Annotated in this window: 29 protein-coding genes and 4 tRNA genes; 22 read left to right on the top strand and 11 right to left on the bottom strand. The window is 62.7% G+C overall.

The annotated features are described in order from the left end of the window. Nucleotides 1-350 precede the first annotated feature (350 nt). Entirely contained in the window at nt 351-1,169 is an 819-nt protein-coding gene (locus ACH6CX_RS03860) for an OmpW family protein (protein WP_396674850.1), read from the top strand. A gap of 80 nt (nt 1,170-1,249) precedes the next feature. Here ACH6CX_RS03860 and ACH6CX_RS03855 read toward each other — a convergent pair whose 3' ends face one another. After that, nucleotides 1,250-2,746: a CoA-acylating methylmalonate-semialdehyde dehydrogenase gene (locus tag ACH6CX_RS03855; protein ID WP_334079050.1), complete on the bottom strand. Its 1,497-nt coding sequence runs from the start codon at nt 2,744-2,746 to the stop codon at nt 1,250-1,252. A gap of 226 nt (nt 2,747-2,972) precedes the next feature. Then, nucleotides 2,973-4,805: a DNA helicase RecQ gene (recQ, locus tag ACH6CX_RS03850; RefSeq protein WP_233005680.1), complete on the bottom strand. Its 1,833-nt coding sequence runs from the start codon at nt 4,803-4,805 to the stop codon at nt 2,973-2,975. Between the two features lie 185 nt (nt 4,806-4,990). Between recQ and ACH6CX_RS03845 the strand changes: the two genes are divergently transcribed. Beyond that, complete coding sequence (locus ACH6CX_RS03845; RefSeq protein ID WP_233005679.1) at nt 4,991-5,413, top strand: hypothetical protein; 423 nt, start codon at nt 4,991-4,993, stop codon at nt 5,411-5,413. On the opposite strand, the gene ACH6CX_RS03840 is transcribed toward ACH6CX_RS03845, so the two are convergent. After that, nucleotides 5,401-6,216 carry a glutaminyl-peptide cyclotransferase gene (locus ACH6CX_RS03840; protein WP_334079049.1) on the bottom strand — a complete coding sequence of 272 codons (816 nt, stop codon included), beginning with the start codon at nt 6,214-6,216 and terminating at the stop codon, nt 5,401-5,403. The genes ACH6CX_RS03845 and ACH6CX_RS03840 overlap by 13 nt on opposite strands. 33 nt (nt 6,217-6,249) lie before the next feature. Here ACH6CX_RS03840 and ACH6CX_RS03835 point away from each other — a divergent pair, with 33 nt between their 5' ends. Next, the gene (locus ACH6CX_RS03835) at nt 6,250-6,906 is read left to right on the top strand and encodes a DUF502 domain-containing protein (RefSeq protein WP_233005677.1); all 657 of its coding nucleotides are present in this window, start codon (nt 6,250-6,252) and stop codon (nt 6,904-6,906) included. Nucleotides 6,907-6,915: 9 nt separating this feature from the next. Here the strand turns inward: ACH6CX_RS03835 and mnmC are convergent, their stop codons facing one another. The 4 genes from mnmC to ACH6CX_RS03815 all read right to left on the bottom strand — a co-directional run bounded on the left by mnmC (nt 6,916) and on the right by ACH6CX_RS03815 (nt 10,552). Then, nucleotides 6,916-8,925, bottom strand: a complete 2,010-nt coding sequence (gene mnmC / locus ACH6CX_RS03830) for a bifunctional tRNA (5-methylaminomethyl-2-thiouridine)(34)-methyltransferase MnmD/FAD-dependent 5-carboxymethylaminomethyl-2-thiouridine(34) oxidoreductase MnmC (RefSeq protein WP_396674846.1) — start codon at nt 8,923-8,925, stop codon at nt 6,916-6,918. After that, complete coding sequence (gene fldB, locus ACH6CX_RS03825; RefSeq protein WP_233005675.1) at nt 8,922-9,446, bottom strand: flavodoxin FldB; 525 nt, start codon at nt 9,444-9,446, stop codon at nt 8,922-8,924. Before fldB ends, mnmC begins: the two co-directional genes overlap by 4 nt. 19 nt (nt 9,447-9,465) lie before the next feature. Beyond that, a complete protein-coding gene (gene trmL / locus ACH6CX_RS03820) occupies nt 9,466-9,930 on the bottom strand; it encodes a tRNA (uridine(34)/cytosine(34)/5-carboxymethylaminomethyluridine(34)-2'-O)-methyltransferase TrmL (RefSeq protein WP_233005674.1) in 465 nt (154 codons plus the stop codon). Nucleotides 9,931-10,021: 91 nt separating this feature from the next. Continuing rightward, entirely contained in the window at nt 10,022-10,552 is a 531-nt protein-coding gene (locus ACH6CX_RS03815) for a glycine cleavage system protein R (protein WP_233005673.1), read from the bottom strand. A gap of 203 nt (nt 10,553-10,755) precedes the next feature. On the opposite strand from ACH6CX_RS03815, the gene ACH6CX_RS03810 reads away from it, so the two are divergent. From ACH6CX_RS03810 to ACH6CX_RS03795, 4 genes are all read left to right on the top strand, one after another. Then, complete coding sequence (locus ACH6CX_RS03810; protein WP_233005672.1) at nt 10,756-11,067, top strand: MTH1187 family thiamine-binding protein; 312 nt, start codon at nt 10,756-10,758, stop codon at nt 11,065-11,067. An 88-nt stretch (nt 11,068-11,155) separates the two neighbouring features. After that, entirely contained in the window at nt 11,156-12,097 is a 942-nt protein-coding gene (locus tag ACH6CX_RS03805) for a class I SAM-dependent methyltransferase (protein WP_233005671.1), read from the top strand. An 85-nt stretch (nt 12,098-12,182) separates the two neighbouring features. Continuing rightward, on the top strand, nt 12,183-12,407 hold the full coding sequence (locus ACH6CX_RS03800; RefSeq protein WP_233005670.1) for a YheU family protein: 225 nt from the start codon (nt 12,183-12,185) through the stop codon (nt 12,405-12,407). After that, entirely contained in the window at nt 12,400-13,053 is a 654-nt protein-coding gene (locus ACH6CX_RS03795) for an alpha/beta fold hydrolase (RefSeq protein ID WP_233005669.1), read from the top strand. Before ACH6CX_RS03800 ends, ACH6CX_RS03795 begins: the two co-directional genes overlap by 8 nt. A gap of 72 nt (nt 13,054-13,125) precedes the next feature. On the opposite strand, the gene ACH6CX_RS03790 is transcribed toward ACH6CX_RS03795, so the two are convergent. Further along, nucleotides 13,126-13,413 (bottom strand): antibiotic biosynthesis monooxygenase, encoded by a 288-nt coding sequence (locus ACH6CX_RS03790; protein ID WP_233005668.1) that lies wholly within the window; start codon nt 13,411-13,413, stop codon nt 13,126-13,128. A gap of 147 nt (nt 13,414-13,560) precedes the next feature. Here ACH6CX_RS03790 and tusA point away from each other — a divergent pair, with 147 nt between their 5' ends. Next, on the top strand, nt 13,561-13,794 hold the full coding sequence (tusA, locus tag ACH6CX_RS03785) for a sulfurtransferase TusA (protein ID WP_233005667.1): 234 nt from the start codon (nt 13,561-13,563) through the stop codon (nt 13,792-13,794). Between the two features lie 32 nt (nt 13,795-13,826). Here tusA and ACH6CX_RS03780 read toward each other — a convergent pair whose 3' ends face one another. After that, complete coding sequence (locus tag ACH6CX_RS03780) at nt 13,827-14,513, bottom strand: hypothetical protein (RefSeq protein ID WP_233005666.1); 687 nt, start codon at nt 14,511-14,513, stop codon at nt 13,827-13,829. Between the two features lie 305 nt (nt 14,514-14,818). Between ACH6CX_RS03780 and ACH6CX_RS03775 the strand changes: the two genes are divergently transcribed. Genes ACH6CX_RS03775 through ACH6CX_RS03755 form a run of 5 tightly spaced genes read left to right on the top strand, consistent with a single transcriptional unit; the run spans nt 14,819 to nt 19,560 of the window. Continuing rightward, entirely contained in the window at nt 14,819-15,400 is a 582-nt protein-coding gene (locus ACH6CX_RS03775) for an elongation factor P hydroxylase (RefSeq protein WP_237061844.1), read from the top strand. After that, nucleotides 15,397-16,338 (top strand): 5'-3' exonuclease H3TH domain-containing protein, encoded by a 942-nt coding sequence (locus ACH6CX_RS03770; RefSeq protein ID WP_396674841.1) that lies wholly within the window; start codon nt 15,397-15,399, stop codon nt 16,336-16,338. Before ACH6CX_RS03775 ends, ACH6CX_RS03770 begins: the two co-directional genes overlap by 4 nt. Continuing rightward, on the top strand, nt 16,335-17,477 hold the full coding sequence (locus tag ACH6CX_RS03765; protein WP_237061839.1) for a 4-phosphoerythronate dehydrogenase: 1,143 nt from the start codon (nt 16,335-16,337) through the stop codon (nt 17,475-17,477). Before ACH6CX_RS03770 ends, ACH6CX_RS03765 begins: the two co-directional genes overlap by 4 nt. Further along, entirely contained in the window at nt 17,474-18,613 is a 1,140-nt protein-coding gene (locus tag ACH6CX_RS03760) for an ATP-NAD kinase family protein (RefSeq protein WP_233005662.1), read from the top strand. The genes ACH6CX_RS03765 and ACH6CX_RS03760 overlap by 4 nt, the downstream gene beginning before the upstream one ends. Next, complete coding sequence (locus tag ACH6CX_RS03755) at nt 18,610-19,560, top strand: class I SAM-dependent methyltransferase (RefSeq protein ID WP_233005661.1); 951 nt, start codon at nt 18,610-18,612, stop codon at nt 19,558-19,560. Before ACH6CX_RS03760 ends, ACH6CX_RS03755 begins: the two co-directional genes overlap by 4 nt. Before the next feature lie 37 nt (nt 19,561-19,597). On the opposite strand, the gene ACH6CX_RS03750 is transcribed toward ACH6CX_RS03755, so the two are convergent. Both ACH6CX_RS03750 and ACH6CX_RS03745 read right to left on the bottom strand, forming a co-directional pair. Further along, the gene (locus tag ACH6CX_RS03750; protein ID WP_233005660.1) at nt 19,598-19,996 is read right to left on the bottom strand and encodes a hypothetical protein; all 399 of its coding nucleotides are present in this window, start codon (nt 19,994-19,996) and stop codon (nt 19,598-19,600) included. Between the two features lie 14 nt (nt 19,997-20,010). Next, nucleotides 20,011-21,225, bottom strand: coding sequence for a pyridoxal phosphate-dependent aminotransferase (locus ACH6CX_RS03745; protein WP_233005659.1), 1,215 nt, complete (start codon nt 21,223-21,225; stop codon nt 20,011-20,013). 131 nt (nt 21,226-21,356) lie between these two features. Here ACH6CX_RS03745 and msrB point away from each other — a divergent pair, with 131 nt between their 5' ends. The 9 genes from msrB to ACH6CX_RS03700 all read left to right on the top strand — a co-directional run bounded on the left by msrB (nt 21,357) and on the right by ACH6CX_RS03700 (nt 26,557). Further along, nucleotides 21,357-21,761, top strand: coding sequence for a peptide-methionine (R)-S-oxide reductase MsrB (gene msrB, locus ACH6CX_RS03740; RefSeq protein ID WP_233005658.1), 405 nt, complete (start codon nt 21,357-21,359; stop codon nt 21,759-21,761). Beyond that, complete coding sequence (locus ACH6CX_RS03735; protein WP_233005657.1) at nt 21,758-22,522, top strand: DUF1499 domain-containing protein; 765 nt, start codon at nt 21,758-21,760, stop codon at nt 22,520-22,522. The genes msrB and ACH6CX_RS03735 overlap by 4 nt, the downstream gene beginning before the upstream one ends. A 178-nt stretch (nt 22,523-22,700) precedes the next feature. Further along, a tRNA-Glu gene (locus tag ACH6CX_RS03730) sits at nt 22,701-22,776 on the top strand. Between the two features lie 2 nt (nt 22,777-22,778). Next, a tRNA-Gly gene (locus ACH6CX_RS03725) sits at nt 22,779-22,854 on the top strand. 119 nt (nt 22,855-22,973) lie between these two features. Further along, nucleotides 22,974-23,049: transfer RNA gene (locus ACH6CX_RS03720), tRNA-Glu, on the top strand. 40 nt (nt 23,050-23,089) lie between these two features. Next, a tRNA-Gly gene (locus ACH6CX_RS03715) sits at nt 23,090-23,165 on the top strand. Between the two features lie 181 nt (nt 23,166-23,346). Further along, nucleotides 23,347-24,711, top strand: a complete 1,365-nt coding sequence (locus ACH6CX_RS03710) for a patatin-like phospholipase family protein (RefSeq protein WP_233005656.1) — start codon at nt 23,347-23,349, stop codon at nt 24,709-24,711. 140 nt (nt 24,712-24,851) lie between these two features. After that, a complete protein-coding gene (locus ACH6CX_RS03705) occupies nt 24,852-25,784 on the top strand; it encodes an ABC transporter ATP-binding protein (protein ID WP_233005655.1) in 933 nt (310 codons plus the stop codon). Beyond that, on the top strand, nt 25,784-26,557 hold the full coding sequence (locus ACH6CX_RS03700; RefSeq protein WP_233005654.1) for an ABC transporter permease: 774 nt from the start codon (nt 25,784-25,786) through the stop codon (nt 26,555-26,557). Before ACH6CX_RS03705 ends, ACH6CX_RS03700 begins: the two co-directional genes overlap by 1 nt. Nucleotides 26,558-26,619: the final 62 nt, after the last annotated feature.

The following is a 26,619-nucleotide window of genomic DNA, read 5'->3' as shown; positions in this document are numbered from 1 at the left end:
CGCAGCCGTTTTCCATCATTATTTACTGTCCCTCCTGGCGCGCCACCTCATGGCGCGCTTTTGCTTCCGGATGACGTGGATGCTGAAGTCATTCCGGGACTTGCCCCGCCAGATTTGACGCGAAAATCATTAAGTTGCCGCAATTTTATTTTTCTATTCTGGCGCACGAATTTTCTTAAAAGTATTTATCGCGCCAAAAGAAATCTTCTGCTGACAGAATTACGCAAAAGTTCCACTTTTGCGGTGAGAAGTTGGATGTTTTTTCTACAGGGGTGTCTTTGCCTGTCTAGACTGAAAAGTGATTGGGTTAATTGCTGTTCAATTTGCCGAATATCAATGGAGTAAGACCTATGAAAATGACGCGCATTCTGACACCTCTGGCTATTGCTGTATCTGCCATCGTTGGAGCGCAGCAGGCCGTGGCCGGCCCGTCCGGCTATGCACCGCCCGCCGGACCGGCACCGATTTATCATGCCGGTACCGCAGTGGTTCGCCTGGGTGCCGGTTATGTCGATCCGGATTCCACTTCCAGCAACCTGAGGAACCCGGACATTTTCCCGGAGTATTCAGGCCTGAAATACGACCTGGATGACAACACCACCTGGCAGTGGAGTGCCATGTTCATGCCGATTGACCACTTCTCAGTGGAATACGGCTACGTCGGCGAGTCCGATCATGACCTGGAAATCCGCCGGCTGGGACTGCTGGAGCGTGAGGACCTGCAGGGCAACCGTCGTAACCTGGGCAGCCTGGAGCGGACCTCCAGCACCCTGATGGTTAACTGGTTCCCCGTATGCCAGGAGTCCTGGGTTCAGCCCTACATCGGCTTCGGTGCTGTCTACACGGATTTTGACAGTGTTACCGTACGCGAGCCGGTCAATGAACTGCTGTTCCAAGTAGGCGATGCGGTGGGCCCGGGCCGGGTCAGTGTGGATGATACCTGGGGCTGGGCTGGCCAGATCGGTATCGACATCATGTTCGGTCGCGAGAGCAACTGGCTGGCCAATGCCGCAGTGCAATACCACGATGTGGAAACCACTTCGAGCTTGCGTTATGCAGTCCGCGGCCTGGATAACCAGGACAACGAGCGGTTGTTCTACAACACCGTGAGAACGGACCTGGATGTGGATCCCTGGGTATTCAACCTGGGTATCGGCTACAAGTTCTGAGTAGCCTCCCAATCCGGAAAAAGGCGCTTCGGCGCCTTTTTTCGTTGTGCGGCCAAAAACCGCAGGTACAGCCTGGTGACTCACCCGTTACTGGGAAAACTGAATTGTGCGCCCTCACGCAGTCCCGAAGCGGGCCAGCGCTGGGTGACTGTCTTGCGCCGGGTGTAAAAGCGCACCGAGTCGGGACCGTAGGTACCCAGGTCCCCGAAAAGTGACCGCTTCCAGCCGCCGAAGCTGTGATAGGCAGCAGGGACAGGCAGCGGCACATTGATGCCCACCATGCCGATACGAATATGATCGGAGAAATACCTGGCCGCCTCGCCGTCCCGGGTGAACAGGCAGGTGCCATTGCCATATTCGTGTGCATCGATGATATCCATGGCCTCTTGTAGCGTTGCCACCCGCATCACGCAAAGTACCGGGCCAAAGATCTCCTCCCGGTGTATCACCATGTCCTCGCGTACCCGGTCGAACAGGCAGGCGCCCAGGTAGTTACCTCCCTCCAGACCGTTCACTTTGCGGTCGCGGCCATCCACTACCAGTTCCGCTCCCTCCCCGATGCCGCGATCGATATAGCCCAGTACCCGCTCCAGGTGGGCTCGGGTTACCAGTGGGCCCATATCATTGTCGTTATCCCTGCCATCGCCGAGCCGCAGGCCGGCAATCTGGTCGCGCAGCTTGCTTACCAGGGCATCGGCGGTGGCATCGCCCACCGCCACCACCACGGAAATCGCCATGCAGCGTTCGCCGCTGGAACCGTAAGCAGCCCCCATGAGCGCACTGGCGGCATTGTCGAGATCCGCGTCGGGCATGACGACGGCGTGGTTCTTGGCACCGCCGAGTGCCTGTACACGCTTGTGGTGAGCGGTGCCGCTGGTGTAGACATACTCGGCCACCGGCGTTGACCCGACAAAGCTTACCGCGTCCACTCGCGGGTCAGCCAGGAGTGTGTCCACGGCTTCACGGTCGCCGTTGACGACATTCAGGACACCGGCCGGGACGCCGGCCTGGTGGCCGAGTTCAGCGATCAGGAGTGCGGCGCTGGGATCGCGCTCCGAGGGTTTCAGTACAAAGGTATTGCCACAGGCAATTGCCATGGGCCACATCCACAGGGGCAGCATCGCGGGAAAGTTGAATGGTGTAATCCCCGCACACACACCCAGGGGCTGGAATTCACTCCATGAATCGATGGCCGGCCCGACATTCCTGCTGTGTTCGCCTTTCAGCAGCCCGGGGGCGCCGCACGCGTACTCCACAACTTCGATGCCGCGCTGCAGCTCGCCCATGGCATCGTTCAGTACCTTGCCGTGTTCACGGGTAATCAAGGCGCAGATCTCGTCGGCATTTTGCTCCAGCAGGTCCTTGAGGCGAAACAGGATCCGGGCCCGCTTGATCGGCGGGGTATCGCGCCACTGCGGAAATGCGGCCTGTGCTGCGCTGATGGCCTGTTCGACAGTTTGCCGGTCTGCCAGGGTGACGGTTGCCGTTATCTCGCCGGTGGATGGGTCGACAAGTTCCTGCTCTCGCCCGGTGCCGCGGGTGCGATTGCCATTGATCAGCTGGGTGATGTTATCCATGGTGCTGCTCCCTCCAAAATATCCGTGTTCGAATACTGCTTGCAGGGGCGGCCGGCTAGCGCGACTGGAGCCCGGGGTAATGCGGGCGATAAAGGGGGACCAGAGTCGTGTTATATCGGTCGCCGAAGCAATTTATGCTTGTGCTGCAGCGAGTTTAGGAGTGCCGCTGCGGATCGGCAACGGCACGGGTTTGCGGTGCCCATGGCCCGGTGGCGGGAACCTGTGGTTATTGCGCGGGCTGGGGGGCAAACCCCTGCAGCACCTCGAGGAAGTCGGCGCCAAAGCGGGCCAGCTTGCTGTCGCCGACGCCGGAGATTGCCAGCAACTCGACCTCGCTCTGAGGTTTCGCTGCGACCATTTCGCGCAGAGTGGCGTCGTGGAATACCACGTAAGGAGGAACGCCCCGCTCGTCGGCGAGGCGTTTGCGGCAGGCACGCAGGGCCTCCCAGAGCGGTTGGTCGGCGGTGTCGATTTCCGTTGCAGAAGTTGTACGGCGTTCGCCGGGCCCCTGGCGGGCGGCGGCTGGCAGTTTGCGTAGCTGGATTTCTTCCTCACCTCGCAGGAGCGGGCGACAGGCCTGGGTCAGCTTGAGGGCGCCAAAAGCCTCGCCGTCCACCTCCAGGTAGCCGCGTACAACCAACTGGCGGACAACACCGCGCCACTCGGCAGTGCTGAGTTCCGTGCCAATGCCCCAGGTGGAGAGCTGGTGGTGATCAAAGCGGTGAATTTTTTCGCTGTTGCTGCCGCGCAGCACATCAATCACATGGGCGGCACCGAAGCGCTGGCCGGTGCGGTATACACAGGAGAGCAGCTTGGCGGCAGCCTGTGTACCGTCCCAGGTCTCTGGCGGCTCGAGGCAGGTGTCGCAGTTGCCGCAGGGCCGGGGCAGCTCCTCGGCAAAATAGCGCAGCAGGGCCTGCCGGCGACAGCTGGTGATCTCACACAGCCCCAGCATGGCATTGAGGCGCCCCCGCTCGCCGCGCTTGTGCTCCTCGCTGCCCTCGGAGCCCGCCATCATCTGCCCGAGCTTTACCACATCCTCGAGCCCGTAGAGCAGCAGCGCTGTTGCCGGTTCACCGTCGCGTCCGGCGCGGCCGGTTTCCTGGTAGTAGGCCTCGACACTCTTGGGCAGGTCGAGGTGGGCGACGAAGCGCACGTCCGGTTTATCGATGCCCATGCCGAAAGCGATGGTGGCTACCACGATCACACCTTCCTCGCGCAGGAACTGCCGCTGGTGCGTGGCGCGGGTGTCCGCGGGCAGCCCGGCGTGGTAGGGCACGGCGGTGAAGCCCTGCTGGCACAGCCAGTCCGCGGTGTTTTCCACCTTGCTGCGCGACAGGCAATAGACGATACCGGCATTGCCCTGCTGCTCGTCGCGCAGGAACTGCAGCAGTTGCCGCCGCGGGTTGTTTTTCTGCGCAATCCGGTACTGGATATTGGGGCGGTCAAAGCTGCTGACGAAGTGCCGGGCGGACTCCAGGTCCAGGCGACGGGCAATTTCCCCGCGAGTGCGCTGGTCCGCTGTGGCGGTAAGCGCGATACGCGGCACGTTCGGGAACTGCCGGTGCAGGCAGTCGAGTTGCAGGTAGTCGGCACGGAAATCATGTCCCCACTGGGAGACGCAGTGGGCCTCGTCAATGGCAAACAGGGATAGCTGGACCCGCTCAAGCAGCCCCAGCGTGCGTGGCTGCAACAGTCGTTCCGGAGCCAGGTAGAGCATGTCCAGTTCGCCGTGCAGCAGCTGGGTCTCGATATCCTGGGCCTGGTCAAAGGGCAGGGAGGAGTTCAGGAATGCGGCACGAACCCCGGCCGCCTGCAGGGTTTCCACCTGGTCCTGCATCAGGGCGATCAGGGGCGAAATCACCACTCCGCAACCCGGGCGCGCCAGTGCCGGGATCTGGTAGCAAAGCGACTTGCCACCGCCGGTGGGCATCAGCACCAGCGCGTCCCCGCCCTCCATCAGGGTGGAAATGACTGCCTCCTGGGGGCCGCGGAAATCGGCAAAACCAAAGGTATGTTCGAGGACGTATCGGGGGGATGGGGGTGCCTGGGTACTCATGGGCGGCAGTATAACGCGCGGCGGCACTGCCGTCGCCGGCGCTTGAAACTAATGAATGACAGTTGTGTCGGCATGAGTGTTCAGTGAGCGGGTGAAATAGTTCACAATAATGTCGTGAATTGAGTCTCCCGAGGCCTTTGGACGGTCTATAATTGACCGCCGCAGACATAGACAAGGATAAGCCTATGCGCGCTGTAATCACGATTTCCCTGCTGGTGGGGGTACTCGCAGGATGCGTTGCCACCTCCCCCCGCAACCTGGTCCAGTCGGGCCTTGCTGATACTCACCTGGGCTGGCAGCCGGCACCGGAAAACCAGCTGGCTTTTTCCCTTGCCACCGCTTCGGGTATTGCCCGGATCGAGCTTCGGCCCCTGCCGGGTGAACTCGAGGTCCTGACCCTGGACATGCCGGGCATGGAAAAGGTGGAGGGAGTCCAGTGGCTGGGCAGTGATGGCGGTCACGCCATGCTCTTCAGCGGTGTCCCGGAGGCGACGGGTGTTACCCTGGAGCGCAAGCCCCGGGGATTCCGGCTGGTAATCGCCGGGGAGGCCCTGGAGCTGATTCGCGGCGGCGGTGTGCTGACCGTGATCGATTACTACCGGGGCTGACTGCCGGTGTTGGGTCCCCCGGTCGCTTTCCGGTCTTCCCCAGCGGAGCCTGTGCTGGCACCAGTGGCAAACCCCAGGCCCTGCGGCCGTATCAGGTAGAGTCGCGGCCAGTACTTGCCGGTCACCCACAGCGCATTGCGCTGGCGATCCCAGGCAATCCCGTTGGCGACGGTGCCCGGCTGACGCACGTCGGGTTGCAGGGCCGCCAGGTCCACCTGTCCCCGCACCTCGCCGGTTTCCGGATCGATGGCGATAATCCGGCTGTCCTGCCAGATATTGGCCCACACGAGTCCGTGGGCATACTCCAGTTCATTCAGGTGCGACCAGTCGCCATCCCCGCCGTGTACCTGGAGGCGGCGCTTGATGGCGAACGTGTCCGGGTCGCGGAATGTCAGCTCGTCACTGCCGTTGCTCATGATCAACAGCTCGCCATCGGTGGTCAGGCCCCAGCCTTCACCGGCGTAATGGCGGGTGCCCAGCCGCGACAGGTCGTCGCTGCGGTAAACCTGTAATTCCCCCGCGCGCCAGGTCAGCAGGTAGAGCTTGCCGCCCAGCACTGCCAGTCCCTCGGCAAAGCGGTTGGCCGACAGCCACTGGCGCCGTACCGGCGACTTGCCCGGATCGGTATACTGGGCCAGCCATGACTGCCCGTAGCGGCCACTGCTCTCCCACCAGCGCTCACCATCGTAGTAGAGCCCCTGGGTAAAGTGGTCGGTACCGCGATCGCGCTGCTCCAGCAGTACATAGTCGCGCTGCGGTACTGGCGATTCGGCCATCACGCCGCCAGCGAGCAGGGCGGCCATAAGTGTAATCAATCTTCGCATCAGAACTGGCATATGACCCGAATAAAAGCGTTTATCACCCTGACTCTCCTCGGTGGCCTGGCGGTGGTACTTCCCATCGTGATTTTTGCGCTCCTGTTCCAGTGGCTGTTTGGCCAGGTCAGTGACCTGGTGGCGCCAGCGGTACAGTGGCTGGAAGCGCATACCCGGTTAAAGGATACCCTCGCCAGGCTGGTGGTAATAGCCGTGATACTGGGTGCCTGTTTCCTGATCGGGCTGGCGGTCAAGACCAGCGTGGGTCGCTGGCTGCACCGCCACCTCGACCTGTGGCTGGGACGGCTGGCGCCCGGCTATAACACCATCAAGGACCTGGTGCTGCAGTTTATCGGCGGCGGTGGCGGGGAGGGGGTACTGTCGGGGCAGGTGGCGCGGGTGCGGATCCACGGGATCGATAATCCGCTCTCGGTCACCGCAATCGTCACCTCCCGGCACGACAACGGCGATTACACCGTCTATGTCCCCACCGCACCGGTGCCCACCTCCGGGTTTGTATTCCATGTGCCGCCGGCATGCGTGGAGTTCCTGCCGCACGTGAGCGTCGAGGCCGCAATGAAATCGATTGTTGCCTGTGGTTCCGGCAGCGGTGTGTTGTTGGCGGAGGCCAGTACTTCCGGAAACGAGGCCGCTGCCGGTACCGCTGTGCGGGAGTGATCTTCGGGGTCAGCCGTCGCGGTTCCTGCCCAGGGCGCGAATCGCAAACCGCGCCGGATGCAGGGCCCTGGCCAGGCCTGCGGTCACCGGCAGGGGGTGTCCCAGCAGCCAGGCCGATACCGTCTCCGCTGCCAGTGGCGCATAGGTAAAGCCACGGGAGCCCAGTCCCCCCAGTACAAACAGGCCCGGGTAATAGGGCGTGGTGTGGGGAATCAGCTGCTTGCGGTTTTTACGCAGGGCAGCATAGCTCTCCCCCAGTGCATCCCAGCGCGGCACCGGGCCCGCCATCGGCAGGTAATCCGGCGTGGCGGCACGTACCGCGGCGCGTCCCTCCAGGTGCTGTGGCGCAAATTCCCGGGCCACCCGCGGCAGCATGCCCGCCAGGGTCTCCAGGTTTTCCCGGTGTTCGCTTTGCCGGGTCTCCGTTGCGGTCTCGCGGAGTTTGAAGGTGGCGCCGAAGCTGTGCCAGCCCCCGGCGGCCGGCGCAACATAACCCTCTCCGCAAAGCACCCGCTGCAACCTGCGCGAAGATTCGCCCTCGGCGGCCCGGGAAACCTGGCCGCGAATCGGATTCAGGGGCAGGGGAGCGGTCTGTGCAAAGCCCGCCAGGCCGGTTGCGCTGCAGACTACGACGGCACCGGCATGGTGCTCGTCCTTCCCGGCACGCAGGGTCCAGCCACCGCGGTCGTCTCCTTCCAGAGTGTCGATCCGGGTATTGCATTGCAGCTGGATATTTTCGTGAGCGAGCAGGGTCTCGCAGACCCGGCGCGGCTCCAGCCAGCCGCCCCCGGGAAAATACAGCCCGCCGAAGTCCAGCGGCAGTCCCGCCAGTTCACCGGCCTCGCGGTCGTCCACCGGCCGGGCCAGGCCCGTCGCATCGTGATGGCGCAGCCAGACTGCCACCTGCGCCTGCAGTGCGGCTTCTTTTTCTGTCTGCGCCAGTTGCAGCATACCGCAGGGGTGGAACACACCTGGGCAGTAACGCCGGTAGTAACGCAGTGCGAACATCAGCGCGTGCAGGTTGAAGTCACCGTTGGGTCCCGGTTTGGGTGAAAGCTTGGCGTACAGGATGCCCTGGTCATTGCCGGACGCACCCGCCCCGGCGTGGTCGCCCTGCTCGAACACCAGCACCCGCCGACCCTGTTCCGCCAGGTTCCGGGCCACCGCGGCGCCGGAGATACCGCCACCGATCACTGCCACGGCAGCGGCCCCATCGCGGGGGGATTTCCCCACTGGTGGCAGATGCCACGGGGTTGCCGAAAACCCTGGTGCGGCCCCTGCAGCACTGGTGAGGCGGCCGCGCAGCATTTCGCGCTTGCGGCCGAAGCCGGGTACCTTCTCGATCCCGAAGCCGACATCCTTCAGGCCGCGCTTGACCAGCCCGGCGCAGGTAAAGGTGGCGAAGGTGGCCTCCGGATGGCTGAGGGCGCTGATCTCGCGAAACAGGGATTCGCTCCACATGGCGGGATTCTTGGACGGGGCAAAGCCGTCCAGGAACCAGGCGTCTACCTGCCGGTCCCGTGCCGGGTCCTCCAGTCGCAGGGTGCGAAAGGCTTCGCTGGCCTCGCCGATTACCAGGGTGAGGCTCACCCGGTCGAACAGCAGGCGGTGTACACCGGTAGCCAGCAGGGGCGGGTAGGCCTCCACCAACTGGTCGGCATAGGTCGCCAATTGTGGCCATAGCGCCAGGGCCCGGGACAGGTCGCGGGGATGGAGCGGGTATTTCTCCACGGAAATGAAATGCAGGTGCGCATCCGCCGGGGCTGTTTCTTCCCACAGTGCGCGGGCGGCGAGGAAATTGAGCCCGGTACCGAAGCCGGTCTCGCCGATGGTGAAGGTCGCGGATGGCGGCATTTCCCGCCAGCGTTCCCCGAGCCCGTTCTGCTGCAGGAATACATAGCGGCTCTCTTCCAGGCCCGAGGCACTGGAAAAGTAGACGTCGTCAAACGCGCGCGAGAGTGGCTGGCCGTCTTCGCGCCAGGCGATCTCCGCGTGCCCGCTGCCGCGCCGGTCCGTCACTGCTGCAGCCCGAACTCGCGCATGACCTGTTCGCACCAGCGGGCAATGCGGTCTTCCGACAGGTCGAATTCGTTTTCCTCGTCCAGGGCCAGGCCGACAAAGTGGGTCCCATCGGCTGTCAGTCCCTTGGACTCCTCGAATTCATAGCCTTCGGCGGGCCAGTAGCCCACTGCCCGCGCGCCCTGTGCCACCAGCTGGGCGTGCAGGTAGCCCAGGGCATCCTGGAACCATTGCGGGTAGCCCTCCTGGTCCCCCAGGCCGAACAGCGCGACGGTCTTGCCCTGCAGGTCCAGCCCGGCCAGGTCCTCCCAGGCTGCCTCCCAGTCTTCCTGGAGCTCGCCGTAATCCCAGGTGGGAATGCCGAAGATCAGGAAGTCGTACTGTTCGGCGAGGCGGATATCGTCTTCGGCCACATTGTGGAGGTCGATCCACTCGGCGCCGATGCGGTCACGGATTTTCTCCGCGGCCATTTCGGTGTAACAGGTGCTGGAGCCGTAAAACAGTCCGATAGGTGCAAGCATGTTCCGATTCAATTCTGTGTCATTGGGCGCCGGTAAAACCCAGCTGGCGCCAGGCCTCGTAAATTACGATGGCCGCGGCGTTCGACAGGTTGATACTGCGGTTTTGTGGGCGCATGGGGATTCGCAAAGTGTTTTCCGGGCCGGCGGCGGTGAGAAAATCCGCCGGCAGGCCCCGTGTCTCCGGGCCGAACACGATGGCATCGCCTTCGCGGTACTGGATTTCAGTGTGGGGGCGCTGGCCCCGGGTGGAGAGCGCCAGAACCCTGGGCGGCCGCTCAGTGTCCAGGAAAGCCTGCCAGTCGCGGTGTCTGACGACGCGGCTGTATTCGCCGTAGTCGAGGCCCGCGCGCCGCAGGCGTTTGTCGTCCATGGTAAAGCCCAGCGGCTCGATCAGGTGCAGCTCTGCGCCGGTATTGGCGCAAAGGCGGATGATGTTGCCGGTATTGGGGGCTATTTCTGGCTGGTACAGGACGATCTTGAACATTGCGTCTGCTTGTCGGCGGCGTCATTGCGACCGGCACGGGACTCCGGCCCCGGGAAGGGCCGGCCCCTTCGAGGCGCGGATTATTTCACAGTTACTGGGGGGAGGCGATCTCCTCGCAGTCGATTTCGACCCCGAGTTCGTCCGCTATGCTGTCCAGCTCGTCCTGCAGGCCGTCCAGGTCCATATCGCCCGCTACCTGGATCACGCACTCGGCGGTAAACAGTGGCTCACCGCTCCAGGGCGTGCTGTCATAGCCGGTATCGAGCTGTTCCATGTTGATATGCCGGGCCGCAAGGGCGCGGGAGATCTCCCGCACGATGCCCGGGCGATCGTTGCCCACCAGCTTGAGGGTCAGTGTCTGCCGGTCGCCGGCAGCCACCGCTGACGCTTCCTCGATCTGGAGCTTGTAGCCCTCGACGGACAGCGCTACCAGGGCATCCTTCAGTGGCTGGCAGGAGTCGCTGGGCACGCTGACCCGCAATATGCCGGCAAACTTGCCGGCGAAGTGCGCCATGCGGCTGTCCTCCCAGTTACCGCCCTTATCCGCGATAACCGCAGAGAGTTTCTCCACGACACCGGGCTTGTCGTCACTGATGAGGGATATCACGAGATGCTGTTGCATGGCAGGGTCCTTCAGGTTAATTCCGTAAGCTGGCGCCCGATCTGTCAGGCCATCGGCATGCCAGCGGCCATTAGTATGGGCCAGCCGGCCGGGTTACACTCAACCTATTGTAGCGACTGGCGGCGCGCCTGATAACTGCCCGTGCCTGGCAGGCGCCGCGCCGGTCCGTGACCGCAACCGGGATTGACCAGGAGGACCGGAAGATGAAAGTCCATGCGGACCTGTGTGTAATACCCATTGGCGTCGGCGTGTCTGTCGGTGAGTATATTGCGGAGTGCCAGCGGGTACTGGAAGAGGCGGGGCTTGAGCATCGCATGCATGCCTACGGCACCAATATCGAGGGAGACTGGGACCGGGTGATGGCGGCGGTAAAACTTTGCCATGAACGCATCCACAGGATGGGAGCGCCGCGTATCAGTACCAGTCTCAAGTTGGGAACCCGTACCGATCGTGCACAGTCTTTACAGGATAAACTCGACAGTGTGGAATCGAGGCTGGACAGCTCGGGCCACTAACTAGATTCTGCATCAATCCCGTGACCGTACTTGTGGCAACGGGGTTGCCTGGAGAATTCTTGGAAAACAACTCACAGGAGGGGGTTATATGAAGATAAAAGATTTGTCAGCCGGGTTGGCATGTGCTGCGCTGCTACTGGGCGCCGTTGGCTGCACTGAGAAAGAGAGTGTGGATGGCCAGGAGATGGAGAGCATGCAGGCCACCGATAATGGTGGCATGGAGAGCGCCACCGAAAATGGTTCGATGGAGCAGCCGGCGGACTCCGGCAGCGATGCGATGGGTGGCGGGAATCTCGACGCGGTGATCGCCGGCGACCAGCGCACACCCAAGAATGCCGAGCGCGACCAGTTCCGCCATCCGGCCGAGACCCTGAAATTCATGGGTATCGAGCCCACCATGACCGTGGTGGAAATCAGCCCGGGCGGCGGCTGGTACACCGAAATCCTGGCTCCATACCTGAAAGATTCCGGGACCCTTTACGCGGCACATTTCCCGGCGGACAGCGAGGTCGGCTACTTCAAGAAATCCCTCAAGGGTTTCGAGGAAAAGGTGAAGGGCAACAGCGACGCCTATGGTGCCATCAAGATGGCCGAATTCGACCCGGCCGATGGTTCGCTGGAAAATGTGCCCGAGGGCAGTGCCGATGCCGTGGTGACCTTCCGCAACGTGCATAACTGGATGGGCGGCGGCAAAGAGCAGCAAGCCTTCAATAACTTTTTCGCCGTGCTGAAGCCCGGCGGCGTACTGGGAGTGGTGGAGCATCGCGCGAAGCCAGGAACCAGCAAGGAAGATATGAAGAAAAGCGGCTATGTCACCCAGGACTACGTCGTGGAACTGGCGGAAGGGGCCGGCTTTGTGTTGGAAGAGGCGAGTGAAGTCAACGCCAACCCGAAAGACACTGCGGACCACCCGAAAGGTGTCTGGACCCTGCCACCGTCCCTGCGCCTCGGTGACGAGGACCGGGACAAGTACCTGGCGATCGGCGAAAGCGACCGCATGACCCTGCGCTTCCGCAAGCCGGCCGAGTAAACCCGGCCCCGCAGCCGGCACCGGGAATCCCCGGTGCCGGTATTGTTCTTCAAGTAGTTTTTACCAGCAGTATTTACCACTCCCCATGATTATTCCCCACCAGCAACTGGATCCCGGCACCCTGCAGAACCTGCTCGAGGAATACGCGACCCGCGACGGCACCGATTATGGTGAGCGTGAAGTGAGCCTCGAAGACAAGGTGGCGAGCCTGCGCCGGCAGCTGGTGTCGGGCGATGTGGTGATCTGGTTCGAGCCCGGCGATGAGTCGGTCAACCTGGTACTGGCACAGGACCTGCCGGCCGATGAGTGAATACCTGGTTGACTCCCCGACCGGCACACCAGTGGCCCGCTACCTGTTTGCCCACGGTGCCGGCGCGCCCATGGACAGTGATTTCATGGTGGCGATCAGTGCGGCGCTGGCGGGGCGGGGTATTGAAGTGCTGCGCTTCGAGTTCCCCTATATGGCCCAGCGGCGCCATGGGGGCACGCGCCGGCCGCCCAACCCGGTCGCGCAGTTGCAGGAGGATTTTCGCGAGGTGCTTTCGGAAGTGAGCGCACGCGACCCGCGGCTGCCGCTGTTTATCGGCGGCAAGTCAATGGGGGGGCGCGTCGCGAGCCTGCTTGCCGATGAATCATACGCGGCGGGTAACATTGCCGGGCTGGTGTGCTTCGGCTATCCGTTCCACCCCCGCGGCAAGCCGGAAAAGCTGCGCACCGGGCACCTGCTGGAGATGGCCTGCCCGGCACTGGTGGTGCAGGGGAGTCGCGATCCGCTGGGAAGCCGGCAGGAAGTGGAAGGGTATGGGCTGGCGCGGCAGATCCAGGTGGGCTGGCTTGAGGATGGTGACCATGATTTCCGGCCGCGCCGCGCCAGCGGTTTTACCCGGGAGGGACACTGGCAGGCGGCGGCGGATGCGGCTGCCGATTTCATCCTGGGTTGGGTTTCCCGGGATTGATACGGGGCGGCATTGCCCCGTGCGTTACCCCGGGCTCGGTGCCGTGTCTTACTCCGCGGCTTACCCCTCGCTTTACTCGGCGCCCTCGAGAATGGTGATGCGCTCGGGCTCGGACAGCAGCGGGCCGAGCAGTGACATCTGCGCGCGGCGGTCCTCGCTGGTGTACCAGTGCTGCCAGTGAATCTCTGACTGCCACTTGGACAGGGTGAAACGCCGCAGCGGATCCTCCTTCGACTGGTAGGTGTGGCCTTCGATAAAGCCCACGGTGCGATATGCGTGGGTCAGCAGTTTGCGCGCCGCCTCTTCATAAGTGCTGCGCATATCCTCGGCGATGTGTCGCTCGATCAATACGTAGATCATCTTCTCTCTCAGGTTGCCCGGTTAGCCGGCAGGGGCAGGGTAGTGTGGATTCTATCGCGGTCACGGACCAGTCGGCCGGGCATATTGGCCGCGGAAGCGGGCAAATTTGCAGGTGACGACCCGGCGGAAATTTCCGACAATAGCACCATGAATTCAGATCATACCCTCGATGCCCGCGGCCTGCTGTGCCCCGAGCCTGTCATGATGTTGCACTCCGCGGTACGCAAGGTCGCGCCCGGCGAGGTGCTGCAGGTTATCGCCACCGATCCCTCCACTCAGCGGGATATACCCAAGTTCTGCCAGTTCCTGGGGTATGAGCTGGTGGAGCACCGGGAAGAGAACGATGAGTTCTATTACTGGATAAGGAAGGCGGGGGACTGAGGCGGGCGGTCCGGGACCGCCCGCCTGCCGTGTTAAGGGTTGGTGACCAGTGCCGCGATGGCCGCGAGGGCTTCGGGGTCCTCGGACTTGATCTTGTTGGCGATGTGGTGCTGGAAGAAGTAACGGAAATCCGTCGCTTCCTGTGCCGGGTACAGGCACAGGTCCCCGGGCAGTACCGGTGTGGTCACCACGCTGTCGTGGTCGATCAGCATGCCGTGGATCTCACCACTGGCGTGGAGGCGCCAGCTGACCACTTCGGTAAGGGTCAGGTTCTCGCGCGGCTCATCCATGAATACCGCGTGGGTGCCGATGGTATCGGGTATTTCCTGCATCACCTCGTCGGCCTTGTTGCTCTCGTACTCGAAATACTCCGCCGCAGTCTCCAGCTCGACGATCTTGTGAATGGGGGGCTCGTGGAATATCTCCTCGATTCCCGGGTCGTAATAGCCTTCAAAGCGTCCGTCCAGAGGGTCCTTGATCTCGGGGCACGGGACAATGGAGTTTAACCAGGGGACGAGACCTACAATCTCGCCATTCGCCTTGAGGCCCCAGCACAGGATTTTCAGGCTGTAGAGGTCAGAGCCGCTGGAGCTGTTGGAGTAGAGCATTTCCAAGCCATCGAGCTCCGGCGAAAGGCGGATAAAGCGCCTGCTCGCTGAAGTTTCGATCGGCTCGCCGGTGAAGAGGTCAACCACGTTGGAATCACTGTGGTCGGTCATGGAGCACCTCCTTGCAGGGCCGGTTGTGGTGCCGGAGGGCGTTTTTACTGCTTGTTCCCCCCATGAAGGACCCCGGGCCGGGCGGGCGCCATTACCGGAGTCCCTGCTACTAAAGGTATATGCTGGTATCACGAAATACAACCAGCGTGACGGTCCCCGGCCGGCGCCGCTGCCTTTCCGGAGGCGGCTGAATGCCCCGGGTGCCGCGTATCCCTGCAGCCGGAGGGCAATACGTGCCCTTGAACTGCGCTGCGCGGTTGCTATAGTCCGCGGCTTTCCAGTAAACCTGTATTGTGGAGCCGCCCGTGACCGCTGAGTCCCGAGCTAATGCCTATCCCCTGGCCGACCCGGTTGCGGCGCGCATTGTCGCTGTATTCGACCAATGCTTCGCGGCCCCGGACGGACTCAACACCCGTCTCTGCGGTGGCTGCGAAGAGCCTTTTTACCGCCCGGCGGGAAGCGGCCGCAGTCACCACCAGATCGAGTTCACCCGTGATTACCCGGCCAGCGCCCTGCATGAAGTGGCTCACTGGTGTGTCGCTGGCGCCGCGCGCCGCCTGCAGCCGGATTACGGCTACTGGTATGCCCCGGATGGCCGCACCCTGGCGCAGCAGCAACTGTTCGAGAAAGTGGAGGTGCGGCCCCAGGCGCTGGAATGGATCTTCGCCCGCGCCTGCGGCCTGAAGTTCCGGGTCAGTGCCGACAACCTGGAAAGCGGACTGGGTCCCAGTAGGGAGTTCCGGGAAAACATCTGGCGGCAGGCGCGCGACTACTGTTGCGGGGGCGTCAATGAACGCGCCGGTCGGTTCGCCCGTGCACTGGCAGTGGAATTCGGGCGACCGGACCCATTCGCCGTCGACCTCTACCAGCTGGAGCATCTTTTGTGAGCGAATTTCCCGGCGGCCGCGCCCAGGGCAGCACCCTGCTGGTGGATGCTTCGGTTTATATCTTCCGCTACTACTTCGCGCTGCCGCCCAACTGGGTCAGCAGCGCCGGCTACAGCACCGAGGCGGTATACGGTTTTACCAACTTTCTACTCGACCTGCTGGCGCTGCGGCCCGCGCGCATCGCCTGCGCCTTTGACGAGTCCCTGGGCAGCTGCTTCCGCAACGAAATCTACCCGGATTACAAGTGCAGCCGGGCCCTGCCGGACGAGGCACTCGCCTTCCAGCTGGTGGCGTGCCGGGAGATGGCAGAGGCACTGGGGATTGCCAGTTTTGCCAGCGAACGCTACGAGGCGGACGACATCCTGGCCACTCTCACCTGGCTGAGTCGTGAGCACAGGCCGGTGATCATCAGCCGCGACAAGGACCTGGGCCAGCTGCTCGATCGCGGTGCAGTGTCCCTTTGGGATTTCGCCGCCGATCGCCATATGGATGCGGCCGCGCTGACCGCGCGTTTTGGTGTGGCACCCGGCCAGATTGCCGACTTCCTGGCCCTGGTGGGGGATCCGGGGGACGATATCCCCGGTGTGCCGGGGGTCGGGCCCAAGACCGCCGCACAGCTCCTGGCCCATTACGACAGTGTCGACGCGCTACTGGATAATCCTTCCGGGGTGGCGGACCTGCCCGTGCGCGGGGCGAAGGGGCTGGCGCTGAAGCTGGCGGAATACGCCGGGCAGATTGCCATGGCCCGGCGCCTGGCAGCCCTGGAAGAAGGGGTGCCACTGGCCAGCAGCGCCCGCGACTTGTGCTGGCGCGGCGCCGACACCGAATTGGCGCAGTCACTTGCGAACGAGTTCGGTATCGGCGGCCTCAAGGCTAAAATCGGGCGGATACTTGCCGCCAGTCCCGGCGAATTAACAGAAAACAGGGAGACCGTGTGAGCCAGAGACCGCTGAGTATCGTTGCCGACGAGAATATCCCGGCCGTCGAGGAGTGTTTCGGTGACCTGGGAACCATCACCCGGGTAGCCGGCCGCAACCTGCAGCCGGCCCAGCTGGTGGATGCGGATATCCTGCTGGTGCGTTCCGTGACCCGGGTGAACAGCGAACTGCTCACCGGCTCGCCGGTGCGCTTCGTGGGCAGCTGCACCATTGGCACCGATCACCTGGATACCGACTGGCTGGAACGCCAGGGGGTCGCCTGGAGCGCGGCGCCGGGCTGCAATGCCAACTCGGTGGTGGAGTATGTCTTCTGTGCACTGGCGGCGCTGGGCGCGGACTGGCGCCGGCGCGACTTCGGCATCGTTGGCTGCGGCAATGTGGGCGGGCTGTTACAGCGCCGCCTCCACACGCTCGGAATCGACTGTGCCGTCTACGATCCCTGGCTGCCCGACAATCCCGACGCCGCTTCACTGCACACCGTCCTGGAGCGGGATGTAGTCTGCCTGCACGCGCCGCTGGTGCGTGGCGGTCCGCATCCCAGCCATCACCTGCTGGGTGCAGCGGAGCTGCGGCTGTTGCGGGATGACGCGGTACTGGTGAGTGCCGGCCGCGGGGCGGTGGTGGACAATCGCGCGTTGCTCGAGCGCCTGCGCGCTGGCAATGGCCCCATGACGGTGCTGGACGTCTGGGAAAACGAGCCCGATATCGACCTGGAACTGCTCCGGCAAGTGGATATCGGCACACCGCATATCGCCGGTTACAGCCTGGACGGCAAGCTGGCGGGCACGCGCATGGTGCGCGCCGCCCTGGACCGTTTCCTGGGCATTGCCGGGGCCGGCACCGCGCCAGAGGATGATCACCGGGCCACGGCAGCCGGCCGGGTGCTGGAAACGCCTGCCGCCCGGGGGTTCGGGGCCATGGCGGAACTGTTGCTGCAGGTCTATGACCCCCGCGCCGATGACCGGCGCCTGCGGGCGGCGGCGGAGCGGGCGGCTGCAGGCGGAGAGCCAATGAGCCTCGGTTTTGACCGCCTGCGCCGGGAGTACCCGGAGCGGCTGGAATTCTCGCACTATCGCATCGATGACGCCGGACCCGGGGAAGGGGAACGGCACCAACTGGCAGTACTGGGATTGTTGTGAAACTGAAAAAACTGGGACTGGTAATCAATCCGTGGGCGGGGGTCGGCGGCCCAGCGGGGCTGAAGGGTAGCGACGGCGCCGAGACGGTGCAGCAGGCGCTGGAAGCCGGGGTGGAGCCCCAGGCGCAGAAGCGGGCGGCCACGGCCCTGGTTGGGCTGGCCGACTTTCGCGACCGGCTGGAGATTCTCTGTTTCGCCAACGATATGGGTGAAACCGTGGCCCGTGATGCGGGATTATCCGTGACGGTGGTGGGGGAAGCCGCAAGCGAGCCAACCACCCCCGCAGACAGTGAGCGCGCCGCACAGGTGATCCGCGACAGCGGCGCCGACCTGGTTGTATTTGTTGGTGGTGACGGCACGGCGCGCAATATGGTCAATGCCCTGGGGGATGACTTCCCGGTGCTGGGCATTCCTGCCGGGGTCAAGATGCACTCGGCCTGTTTTGCCATTTCCCCGCGCGCCGGCGCCGAGGTGTTACGCCGGCTGATGGCGGGGCAGCTGGTGGACCTGCGCGAGCGCGAAGTGCGCGATATCGATGAGAAATCCTTTCGCGAGGGCCGGGTGAGTACCCGCCATTACGGTGAACTGCTGGTGCCGGAAGAGGGGCATTTCCTGCAGGCGGTCAAGAACGCCGGCCGCGAGGTTGAAGAGCTGGCGGTGGCGGATATCGCCGCCGATGTGGTAGAGGACCTGGACCCGGAAACCCTCTACATCGTCGGGCCCGGCTCCACCACCCTGGCAATCCTCGATGAGGTGGGTTGTGACGGCACCTTGCTGGGGGTGGACCTGTTGCTCGATGGTGCGCTGGTGGCAGAGGACATTGGTGCGGCGGAAATCGAAGCGGCCATCGAGGGCCACCAGGGCCCGGTAAAAATTATCCTCACCGCCATCGGCGGCCAGGGGCACCTGATTGGGCGGGGCAACCAGCAGTTTTCCCCCGCAGTACTGCGTGCTGTGGGCAGGGACAACCTGATTGTGGTGGCCACCAAGACCAAGATAACCGAGCTGGGCGGGCGGCCACTGCTGGTGGACAGCGGCGATGCCGGGCTCGATGAGCAGTGGAGCGGGTTTATCCGGGTGATTACCGGTTACCGGGATGCAATTCTCTACCCGCTCAGCAATGGAGAATTTGAATGATCAGCGCCGATTGGGGACCCCTGCTGGAACAGGTGGTGGAAAAGCTCGAGCAGGACAGGGCCGCCGGCAATCGAGACAGTCGCCGGCTTTTCCACGGGCGCGGCCGTCGCTGGCCTGGGCTGGAGCAGGTGTGTGTGGACAGCTTCCACCCGGCAATGCTGGTGACCTTCTTTGAGCCCCATGAGAGCGAGGAGGCGCTCTGCCAGGCGTTATGGGCGCTGGCTGGGCCCCATGGCTACCGCGGTGTGGCCGCCCAGCGGCGCTACCAGCAGGGTGCGCCGGTAGAGTGGCCCTGTGGCCTGCCGGTGGCCGAGCCTGTGGCCCGGCGCGGCGAACTGGCTTTCCCACTCACCTTTGCACGCCAGAACGTAGGGTTTTTCCTCGATATCGAGCCCGGCCGGCAGTGGTTGGAGCAGCAGGTGCGGGAGCAGCTTGCGGCAGGCGCTGACCTGAAGATGCTCAACCTGTTCGCGTTTACCTGTGCTTTCTCGGTGGTGGCGCGGGCCTGCGGTGAACTGAAAGTGGTGAATGTGGACCTGAACGGCGGTGTCCTCAAGCGGGGCCGGCAGAACCATGCCTTCAATGACCTGCCGCAGAAAGGGATCCAGTTCCTGAAAATGGATGCGCTGCGGGAGTTCGATCGCTTTGACCGGCGCGGCCCATTCCAGCTGGCGGTGGTGGACCCGCCCACGCGCCAGAAGGGCCGCTTCGACGTCAATGAGCACTATGCAGAGCTGTTGCCCTTGCTGCCCGCATGCCTGGCAGACGAAGCCGATCTGTTGCTGGTGATGAATTCGCCCGGGCACAGCGAGCAGCTGTTCCGTGAGATGATCGAGCGTGCCGACGCACGCTACGAGATCGTGCGGCGTTTGCCACAGAATCCCGACTTCCCTGATCGCGATCCGGATGCGGCACTGAAAATGCTGCATGTGCGTTTTCGCCGCTGACCTTCCCTGTTGGCTTTCCCCTGAAGCCGGCCCCGCGTCAGAGCAGGGCCATCTCACGCATCAGGTGTTCCATCAACTCCTGTAGCTGGGGGGAGGAACCGCTGCGCACCACCTGGTCCAGGCGCTGTGCGTTGCTGATCCCGTCGCCGTCGCGGCGCACCAGCAGCAGGAAAGCGCTGTGGGTGAGACTCGCCTCCTCCACTGCCTCCTGGCGCACCAGCTGGGTGAAATGGATATAGCCACTCTGCTTCAGCCAGGTCATGGCACCCAGGCAGGCCAGGTGGCGCGGTGAGTGCAGGCCGAATTCGTCCGGGGTATCGGGCCCCGCAATATCCTCCACATACACCGTCGACGGTGCGGGAAACTGCAGGAACAGTGCCAGCAGGGTGCGGCCGGCATCGCGGTAAAAATCGTGTATGTGCAGGTCGTCCAGCATATCCAGGCTTCGGTTTATCCCGTGTAACGCTCGAGGAAGTTGCCCAGCCGGCCAATGGCGTCGGACAGGTCGTCGACGCGGGGCAGGAAGACAATGCGCAGGTGGTCGGGTGCGTCCCAGTGAAAGGCGCTGCCCTGTACCAGCAGGATTTTCTCCTGGCGCAGGAATTCCAGCACCAGTTGCTCGTCATCCTTGATGCGGTGGCGGTCCAGGTGTATCCGCGGGAAGAGGTAAATGGCTCCCTTCGGCTTTACGCAGCTGACCCCGGGGATGTCGTTCAGCATATTCCAGGCCAGGTCACGCTGCTGGCGCAGGCGGCCGCCGGGCAGTACCAGGTCGTTGATGCTCTGGTAGCCCCCCAGGGCGGTCTGCACGGCGAACATCGCCGGCACGTTGCCGCACAGCCGCATGGAGGAGAGGATATCCATGCCCTCGATAAAGCCCCCGGCCCGGTGGCGGGCACCGCTGACAATCATCCAGCCAGAGCGGAACCCGGCCAGGCGGTAGGACTTGGACAGGCCATTGAAGCTCAGGCACAGCACATCCTCGGCCAGGCTGGCCATGGGGGTGAACTCGGTGTCGTCGTACAGGATCTTGCTATAGATCTCGTCGGCGAAGATCACCAGGTCGTGCTGGCGCGCCAGTTCCACTATTTCTTCCAGCAATGCGCGCGGGTAGACGGCTCCGGTGGGGTTGTTGGGATTGATGACTACAATTCCCCGGGTACGCGGTGTTATCTTTGCCCTGATGTCGTCGATGTCGGGTAACCAGTCCGCCTGTTCGTCACAGCGGTACAGGACCGGGTTGGCGCCGGTGAGATTGGTGGCTGCCATCCACAGGGGGTAGTTGGGCATAGGCAGCAGGAGTTCATCGCCATCATTGAGCAGAGCCTGGGTGGCCATGGAAATCAGTTCGGATACACCATTGCCCAGGTAGATATCATCGATATCGACATTCGGGATCCCCAGGGTCTGGCATTCCTGCATGATGGCCTTGCGGGCGGCAAACAGCCCCTTGGATTCCACATAGCCCTGGGCGAGGGACAGGTTGTGAATGACATCCTGGATAATTTCATCGGGCGCGTCGAAACCGAACGGGGCCGGGTTGCCGATATTCAGCTTGAGGATGCGATGGCCTTCCTCTTCCATCCGGTAGGCGTGCTCCATGACCGGGCCACGGATTTCGTAACAGACGCCGTGCAGCTTTTCCGATTTCAGAATGTCCTTCATGGTGAGTCAGGTAATCCTTGGCAAGGTGCTAAACGTAGGATGTTGCTCACAGGCGATGATGATGGCCGGGGGGGCCGGCATCACCCGTATGCGGGGTTCCCACTGCGGTAACTGATTAGGGACAGGAGAGTATGTCAAAAGAGAAAGACGATAACTACTGGCGCGAGCGACTCACCGATGAAGAGTTCCATGTCTGCCGCAAGGCGGGCACGGAGCGGCCCTTCTCCGGTGAATACTGGGACTGTTTCGAGGACGGCACCTACCGCTGCCGCTGTTGCGGCGAAGTGCTGTTTCACTCGGAATCCAAGTTCGATGCCGGTTGCGGCTGGCCGAGTTTCGATGCCGCGATTCGCAGTGGGGCGGTCGAGGAGCGTCCGGACAATTCCCTGGGGATGCAGCGTATCGAAATTCTCTGCGCGAGCTGCAACTCCCACCTGGGACATGTATTCCCGGATGGGCCCACGGAAACCGGGTTGCGCTACTGCGTCAATTCGTTGTCGGTGAAACTGGACCCGGACAAGGGGGGCAAGGAATGAAACATACCCATTGGAGTCGTTGGCTGGTAAGGATCCAGCTACTCCTGATCGCCATCATCTTTATGGCCGGCCTGGCACTACGGCTGGAGCTGGTACATTTCCGGCCGGTGTTCCAGGTATTCAAGTATGCCGGCCTGGGGGCCCTGGGAATGGCGCTGGTCAGTATGCTGGTGTTTATCTGGGGTCTGGTGAAGCGCCACGCCGATGCCAGGCGGGCAGCACTTTGGGGGGTGGTGCTTGGCCTGCTGCCGGTGGCCGTGCCATTGCTGACAGTGGGCAAGGGCAACTTCGATGTGCCCCCGATCCACGATATCACCACCGACCTCAGTAACCCGCCGGAATACCAGGCAATCCTGTCGTTGCGTGAGGAAGGTGATAACAGCGCCGCCTACGATGGTGAGGCGGTAGCGCAGCAACAGCGGGAGGCCGATATCTACGAGGACATCAGGCCGCTGGAGCTGGACTTGCCGGTCGCAAAAGTGACCGGGATGGCGGCGCAGGTGGCGGAGGACCTGGGCTGGCGCATCGTGGCCAGGGACGACGAGACCGGTCACCTGGAAGCGGTCGATCGCACCGCCCTGCTGGGATTCAGTGACGACGTGGTGGTGCGGGTGACCCCGGCGGAGGATGGTTCGCGGGTGGATATTCGCTCCAGTTCCCGTGTCGGGGTCAGTGACCTGGGGGCCAATGCCCGGCGTATCCGGGAGTTCCTGGTGGAGCTGGAAGAACTCGCGGCAGAGCAGGGCCAGCAAGAAGGGTAGGGCGCCGCGGGGCCGCGGATCTGTGATTCGGGTAAGTGCCTGACTATAAAAGAAAAAAACAGGAAATTTTTTTCAATCGGGTGTTGACAGCTTCCCGGGTGCTCCATAGAATGCGCCCCACTTCTGAAGCACAGCGGATCACTGAGACGCCAAGAGTGCTGAAGAAGAAAGTTCTTGGGTCCCCTTCGTCTAGAGGCCTAGGACACCGCCCTTTCACGGCGGTAACAGGGGTTCGACTCCCCTAGGGGACGCCATTGCGGGAATAGCTCAGTTGGTAGAGCGCAACCTTGCCAAGGTTGAGGTCGCCGGTTCGAACCCGGTTTCCCGCTCCAGTTTCTTTCGTGGCGATGTGGTGCAATACCCTGTCGATGCGAAGTATACCAAGGGGCAACCCGAGGTAATGCCACGGCAGTGTGGTAGCGCATGGTGTAATAGCCTGTGCAAGTTTTCTGTCCCCATCGTCTAGAGGCCTAGGACACCGCCCTTTCACGGCGGTAACAGGGGTTCGACTCCCCTTGGGGATGCCAATACCGCGGGGTTGCAAATGCAGCCCCGCGTTACAGGATCGCGGGAATAGCTCAGTTGGTAGAGCGCAACCTTGCCAAGGTTGAGGTCGCCGGTTCGAACCCGGTTTCCCGCTCCAGATAGAAAAGCCGCTCATTTGAGCGGCTTTTTTATTTTCCGCTCCTTCCTTTCTTCATTCCGCCATCACTCCCTTTCCGGATACTGGAAACGAGCACCGCGCCAGCGGGAGCCATGCCTATACTTGCAGCCGGAGACGACCGCCCGGCGGTATTCACAAGGCCATGGAGGAAGGAGTGACAGTGCGCAGGGATGTTTCGGTCGCAGTGGTACGTATTCTGGTCGCCGGCCTCTTGCTGGCGTGTACGGCCTGTTCCTATATGCCTGAACAGGCAGTTCCGCTGGCGCGCTGGTCGCCGGAGCGGAATGCGGCGGCACGCGAGAAAATGACCGGTGACCGGTCCACCGAGATTGCCGTGCTGCTGGCCTTCTCCGGTGGTGGGACACGGGCTGCGGCGCTGTCCTATGGGGTCCTCAGGGAGCTGGACCGGACCCCGGTGCGAACCTCTGCCGGGGAGCGCACGATGCTGCAGGAGGTGGACATGATTTCCTCGGTATCCGGCGGCAGTTTCACCGCAGCCTATTACGGCCTGTACGGCGAACGCATCTTTGCCGATTACGAGGAGCGCTTCCTGCGCCGGGACGTGCAGGGGGAGCTGGTCCGGCGGGCCCTGAGCCCCTCCAACTGGCAGCGCCTCGCCAGCCCGACTTTCGGCCGCATCGACCTGGCGGCGGAATACTATGATGAGCTGCTGTTTGACGATGCCCCCCTGGGCGCACTGGTCAGGCCCGGTGTACCCAGGGTGGTGATCAACAGCACGGACCTTGCCACCGGTGAGCGCGTGCCATTCGTGCAGGAAATGTTCGACCTTTTCTGCCTGGACCTGGAAAGCTACCCGCTGTCCCGGGCGGTGGCCGCGTCATCGGCGGTGCCACTGGTGTTCTCACCTGTGGCAGTCCAGAGCCACGCCGGCAGCTGTGGTTTCCGGCAGCCCGCCTGGGTGGACCTGGCGCTGGAGGACGACCAGCTCACCTCCAGGAAGATTGCCGCGCGCAGTGTGAAGGCATACCTGGATCGGGAGCGGCGGCCGTGGCTGCACCTGGTGGATGGGGGGATCTCCGACAACCTGGGGCTGCGCAGTTATTACCGCACCATTACCCTCACCGCGGACCCGGCAATCGACTCCAGCCTGCTACCCCACCTCAACGCCCGCCATATCCTTGTGATACTGGTCAATGCCAATTCGCATCCCCATCGAGAGTGGGCGCAGGAGCCGCATTCACCTCCCTTCCTGGAGGTGGCGGGCAGTGTCAGCGGCAGCCAGATACAGCGCTTCAGCGACGACACCATACTGATCACCCGCAAGATGTTTGAGCAGTGGGTGGATGAGAGCTCGACACCGGATCGGCCGCTGACCTTCCACTTTGTGGAGGTGAGTTTTGACCGGGTGCGTAACGATGCTGACCGGCAGTACCTCAACAATATCGGCACCACATTCCGCCTGACGGATACAGAAGTTGACCGCCTGATCGCAGCTGGCCAGCAGGTCCTGGCCGATTCCCCGGCCTACCGGGATTTCGTGCGGCTGGTGCAGGGCGCCAGGTAGGGATCCCGGCCCTGCAGCAGTCTGGGCGGGCAGGCCGCTTGCCCCGGTCCCCCGTGGTAGGAAAAACCCCCATAGTTTGTCCGGTTGCAATATGGCAGCTAAGGGCGTTGAATATGCGCCCTTATCCGCAGGAGGATTCAATGACAGCTGCGCTTTCCATTCGCAACCTCGAAAAGACCTACGACAACGGCTTCCAGGCCCTGAAGGGCATCAGTTTCGATGTCCAGCCGGGGGATTTCTTTGCCCTGCTGGGGCCCAATGGCGCGGGCAAGTCCACCACAATCGGTATTATCTGCTCGCTGGTGCGTAAGACCGCCGGCAGTGTGTCGATATTCGGGGTGGATATCGACAAGGATTTTGCAGCGGCCAAGCAACTCCTCGGCGTGGTGCCGCAGGAATTCAATTTCAGCCAGTTCGAGAAAGTGTATGACATTGTCTGCACCCAGGGCGGCTTCTACGGCATGCCACGAAAACTGGCAGAAGAGCGCACCGAGAAGTACCTGAAGCAGCTGGGCCTGTGGGACAAACGCAGTGTGCAGGCACGTATGCTGTCGGGCGGCATGAAGCGCCGGCTGATGATCGCCCGCGCGCTGATTCACGAGCCGCGACTGCTGATCCTGGATGAGCCCACCGCGGGCGTGGACATCGAGCTGCGCCGTTCCATGTGGACCTTCCTGCAGCAGATCAACGCCGAGGGCACCACGATTATCCTCACGACCCACTACCTGGAGGAGGCGGAGAGCCTGTGTCGCAATATCGCCATTATCGACCAGGGTGACATTATCGAGAACACTTCCATCCGCTCCCTGTTGAAAACACTGAACCGGGAAGTCTTTATCCTGGATGTGCGGGAGCCGCTCGCTGAGTGCCCCGACCTGGGAGGCTTCGAAGGCCGGCTGCAGGACGAGACGAGCCTGGAAGTGACGGTTGAGAAGGGGCAGTCACTCAATGACCTGTTTACCCGGTTGGGGGAGCAGGATGTCGCTGTGGTGAGTATGCGCAACCGGGCCAACCGGCTGGAAGAGCTGTTTGTATCGCTGCTGGCGGATGCGAAGCAGGAGGGAGAGGGGTAATGTATTCAACCGCAATCTGGACTTCATTCTCCACCATCCTGCGTCGCGAGGTGCGCCGCTTCACCCGGATCTGGCCGCAGACACTGGTGCCGCCGGTGATTACCATGTCGCTGTACTTTGTGATCTTCGGCTCCCTGATCGGCAGCCGTATCGGCCAGATGGGTGGCTTCTCCTATATGGAATTCGTGGTGCCCGGCCTGATCATGATGGCGGTGATCACCAATTCCTACTCCAATGTGGCCTCGTCTTTTTACAGTGCCAAGTTCCAGCGCAACGTTGAGGAACTGCTGGTATCGCCGACCCCCAACTGGGTGATTATGGCCGGCTATGTGCTGGGCGGCGTATCGCGCGGGCTGATTGTTGGTTTTGTGGTGACATTGATCGCGTTGTTCTTCACTGACCTGGGTGTGCAGCATTTGGGTATGACAGTGGCGATCGTCTTCCTGGCCGCAGTACTGTTCTCACTCGCCGGGTTCATCAACGCCATTTTCGCCAACAGCTTTGACGATATCTCGATTATCCCCACGTTTGTGCTGACACCGTTGACTTACCTCGGTGGGGTTTTCTACTCCATCGACCTACTGTCACCGTTTTTCCAGGGACTGTCGAAGCTCAACCCCGTGCTCTACATGGTGAACGCCTTCCGCTACGGCGTACTGGGCGTTTCCGATATCAATGTGGCCTGGGCTTTTGTTGGGGTTCTGGTATTTATTGCACTACTGTTTGGCTGGGGACTGCACCTGATGTCCCACGGCAAGCGCCTGCGTCACTGACGACAAACATTACCTGGTGGCCGGGCGATCCCGGTACGTTATTGGCTGCCTGCCCGCAGGCC

Source organism: Microbulbifer sp. JSM ZJ756 (assembly GCF_044383805.1).
Lineage (GTDB): Bacteria > Pseudomonadota > Gammaproteobacteria > Pseudomonadales > Cellvibrionaceae > Microbulbifer > Microbulbifer zhoushanensis.
This window is presented reverse-complemented; position numbering and strand designations above follow the sequence as displayed.

Coding starts and splice junctions, on each gene's coding strand:
- ACH6CX_RS03810 (WP_233005672.1), top strand. CDS start 10,756: ATGAAAGTCCATGCGGACCTGTGTGTAATACCCATTGGCGTCGGCGTG.
- ACH6CX_RS03845 (WP_233005679.1), top strand. CDS start 4,991: ATGCGCGCTGTAATCACGATTTCCCTGCTGGTGGGGGTACTCGCAGGA.
- ACH6CX_RS03755 (WP_233005661.1), top strand. CDS start 18,610: ATGATCAGCGCCGATTGGGGACCCCTGCTGGAACAGGTGGTGGAAAAG.
- ACH6CX_RS03735 (WP_233005657.1), top strand. CDS start 21,758: ATGAAACATACCCATTGGAGTCGTTGGCTGGTAAGGATCCAGCTACTC.
- ACH6CX_RS03860 (WP_396674850.1), top strand. CDS start 351: ATGAAAATGACGCGCATTCTGACACCTCTGGCTATTGCTGTATCTGCC.
- ACH6CX_RS03745 (WP_233005659.1), bottom strand. CDS start 21,225: ATGAAGGACATTCTGAAATCGGAAAAGCTGCACGGCGTCTGTTACGAA.
- ACH6CX_RS03800 (WP_233005670.1), top strand. CDS start 12,183: ATGATTATTCCCCACCAGCAACTGGATCCCGGCACCCTGCAGAACCTG.
- tusA (WP_233005667.1), top strand. CDS start 13,561: ATGAATTCAGATCATACCCTCGATGCCCGCGGCCTGCTGTGCCCCGAG.
- ACH6CX_RS03805 (WP_233005671.1), top strand. CDS start 11,156: ATGAAGATAAAAGATTTGTCAGCCGGGTTGGCATGTGCTGCGCTGCTA.
- trmL (WP_233005674.1), bottom strand. CDS start 9,930: ATGTTCAAGATCGTCCTGTACCAGCCAGAAATAGCCCCCAATACCGGC.
- ACH6CX_RS03750 (WP_233005660.1), bottom strand. CDS start 19,996: ATGCTGGACGACCTGCACATACACGATTTTTACCGCGATGCCGGCCGC.
- ACH6CX_RS03835 (WP_233005677.1), top strand. CDS start 6,250: ATGACCCGAATAAAAGCGTTTATCACCCTGACTCTCCTCGGTGGCCTG.
- recQ (WP_233005680.1), bottom strand. CDS start 4,805: ATGAGTACCCAGGCACCCCCATCCCCCCGATACGTCCTCGAACATACC.
- fldB (WP_233005675.1), bottom strand. CDS start 9,446: ATGCTTGCACCTATCGGACTGTTTTACGGCTCCAGCACCTGTTACACC.
- ACH6CX_RS03795 (WP_233005669.1), top strand. CDS start 12,400: ATGAGTGAATACCTGGTTGACTCCCCGACCGGCACACCAGTGGCCCGC.
- ACH6CX_RS03855 (WP_334079050.1), bottom strand. CDS start 2,746: ATGGATAACATCACCCAGCTGATCAATGGCAATCGCACCCGCGGCACC.
- msrB (WP_233005658.1), top strand. CDS start 21,357: ATGTCAAAAGAGAAAGACGATAACTACTGGCGCGAGCGACTCACCGAT.
- ACH6CX_RS03705 (WP_233005655.1), top strand. CDS start 24,852: ATGACAGCTGCGCTTTCCATTCGCAACCTCGAAAAGACCTACGACAAC.
- ACH6CX_RS03790 (WP_233005668.1), bottom strand. CDS start 13,413: ATGATCTACGTATTGATCGAGCGACACATCGCCGAGGATATGCGCAGC.
- ACH6CX_RS03840 (WP_334079049.1), bottom strand. CDS start 6,216: ATGGCCGCCCTGCTCGCTGGCGGCGTGATGGCCGAATCGCCAGTACCG.
- ACH6CX_RS03815 (WP_233005673.1), bottom strand. CDS start 10,552: ATGCAACAGCATCTCGTGATATCCCTCATCAGTGACGACAAGCCCGGT.
- ACH6CX_RS03780 (WP_233005666.1), bottom strand. CDS start 14,513: ATGACCGACCACAGTGATTCCAACGTGGTTGACCTCTTCACCGGCGAG.
- ACH6CX_RS03700 (WP_233005654.1), top strand. CDS start 25,784: ATGTATTCAACCGCAATCTGGACTTCATTCTCCACCATCCTGCGTCGC.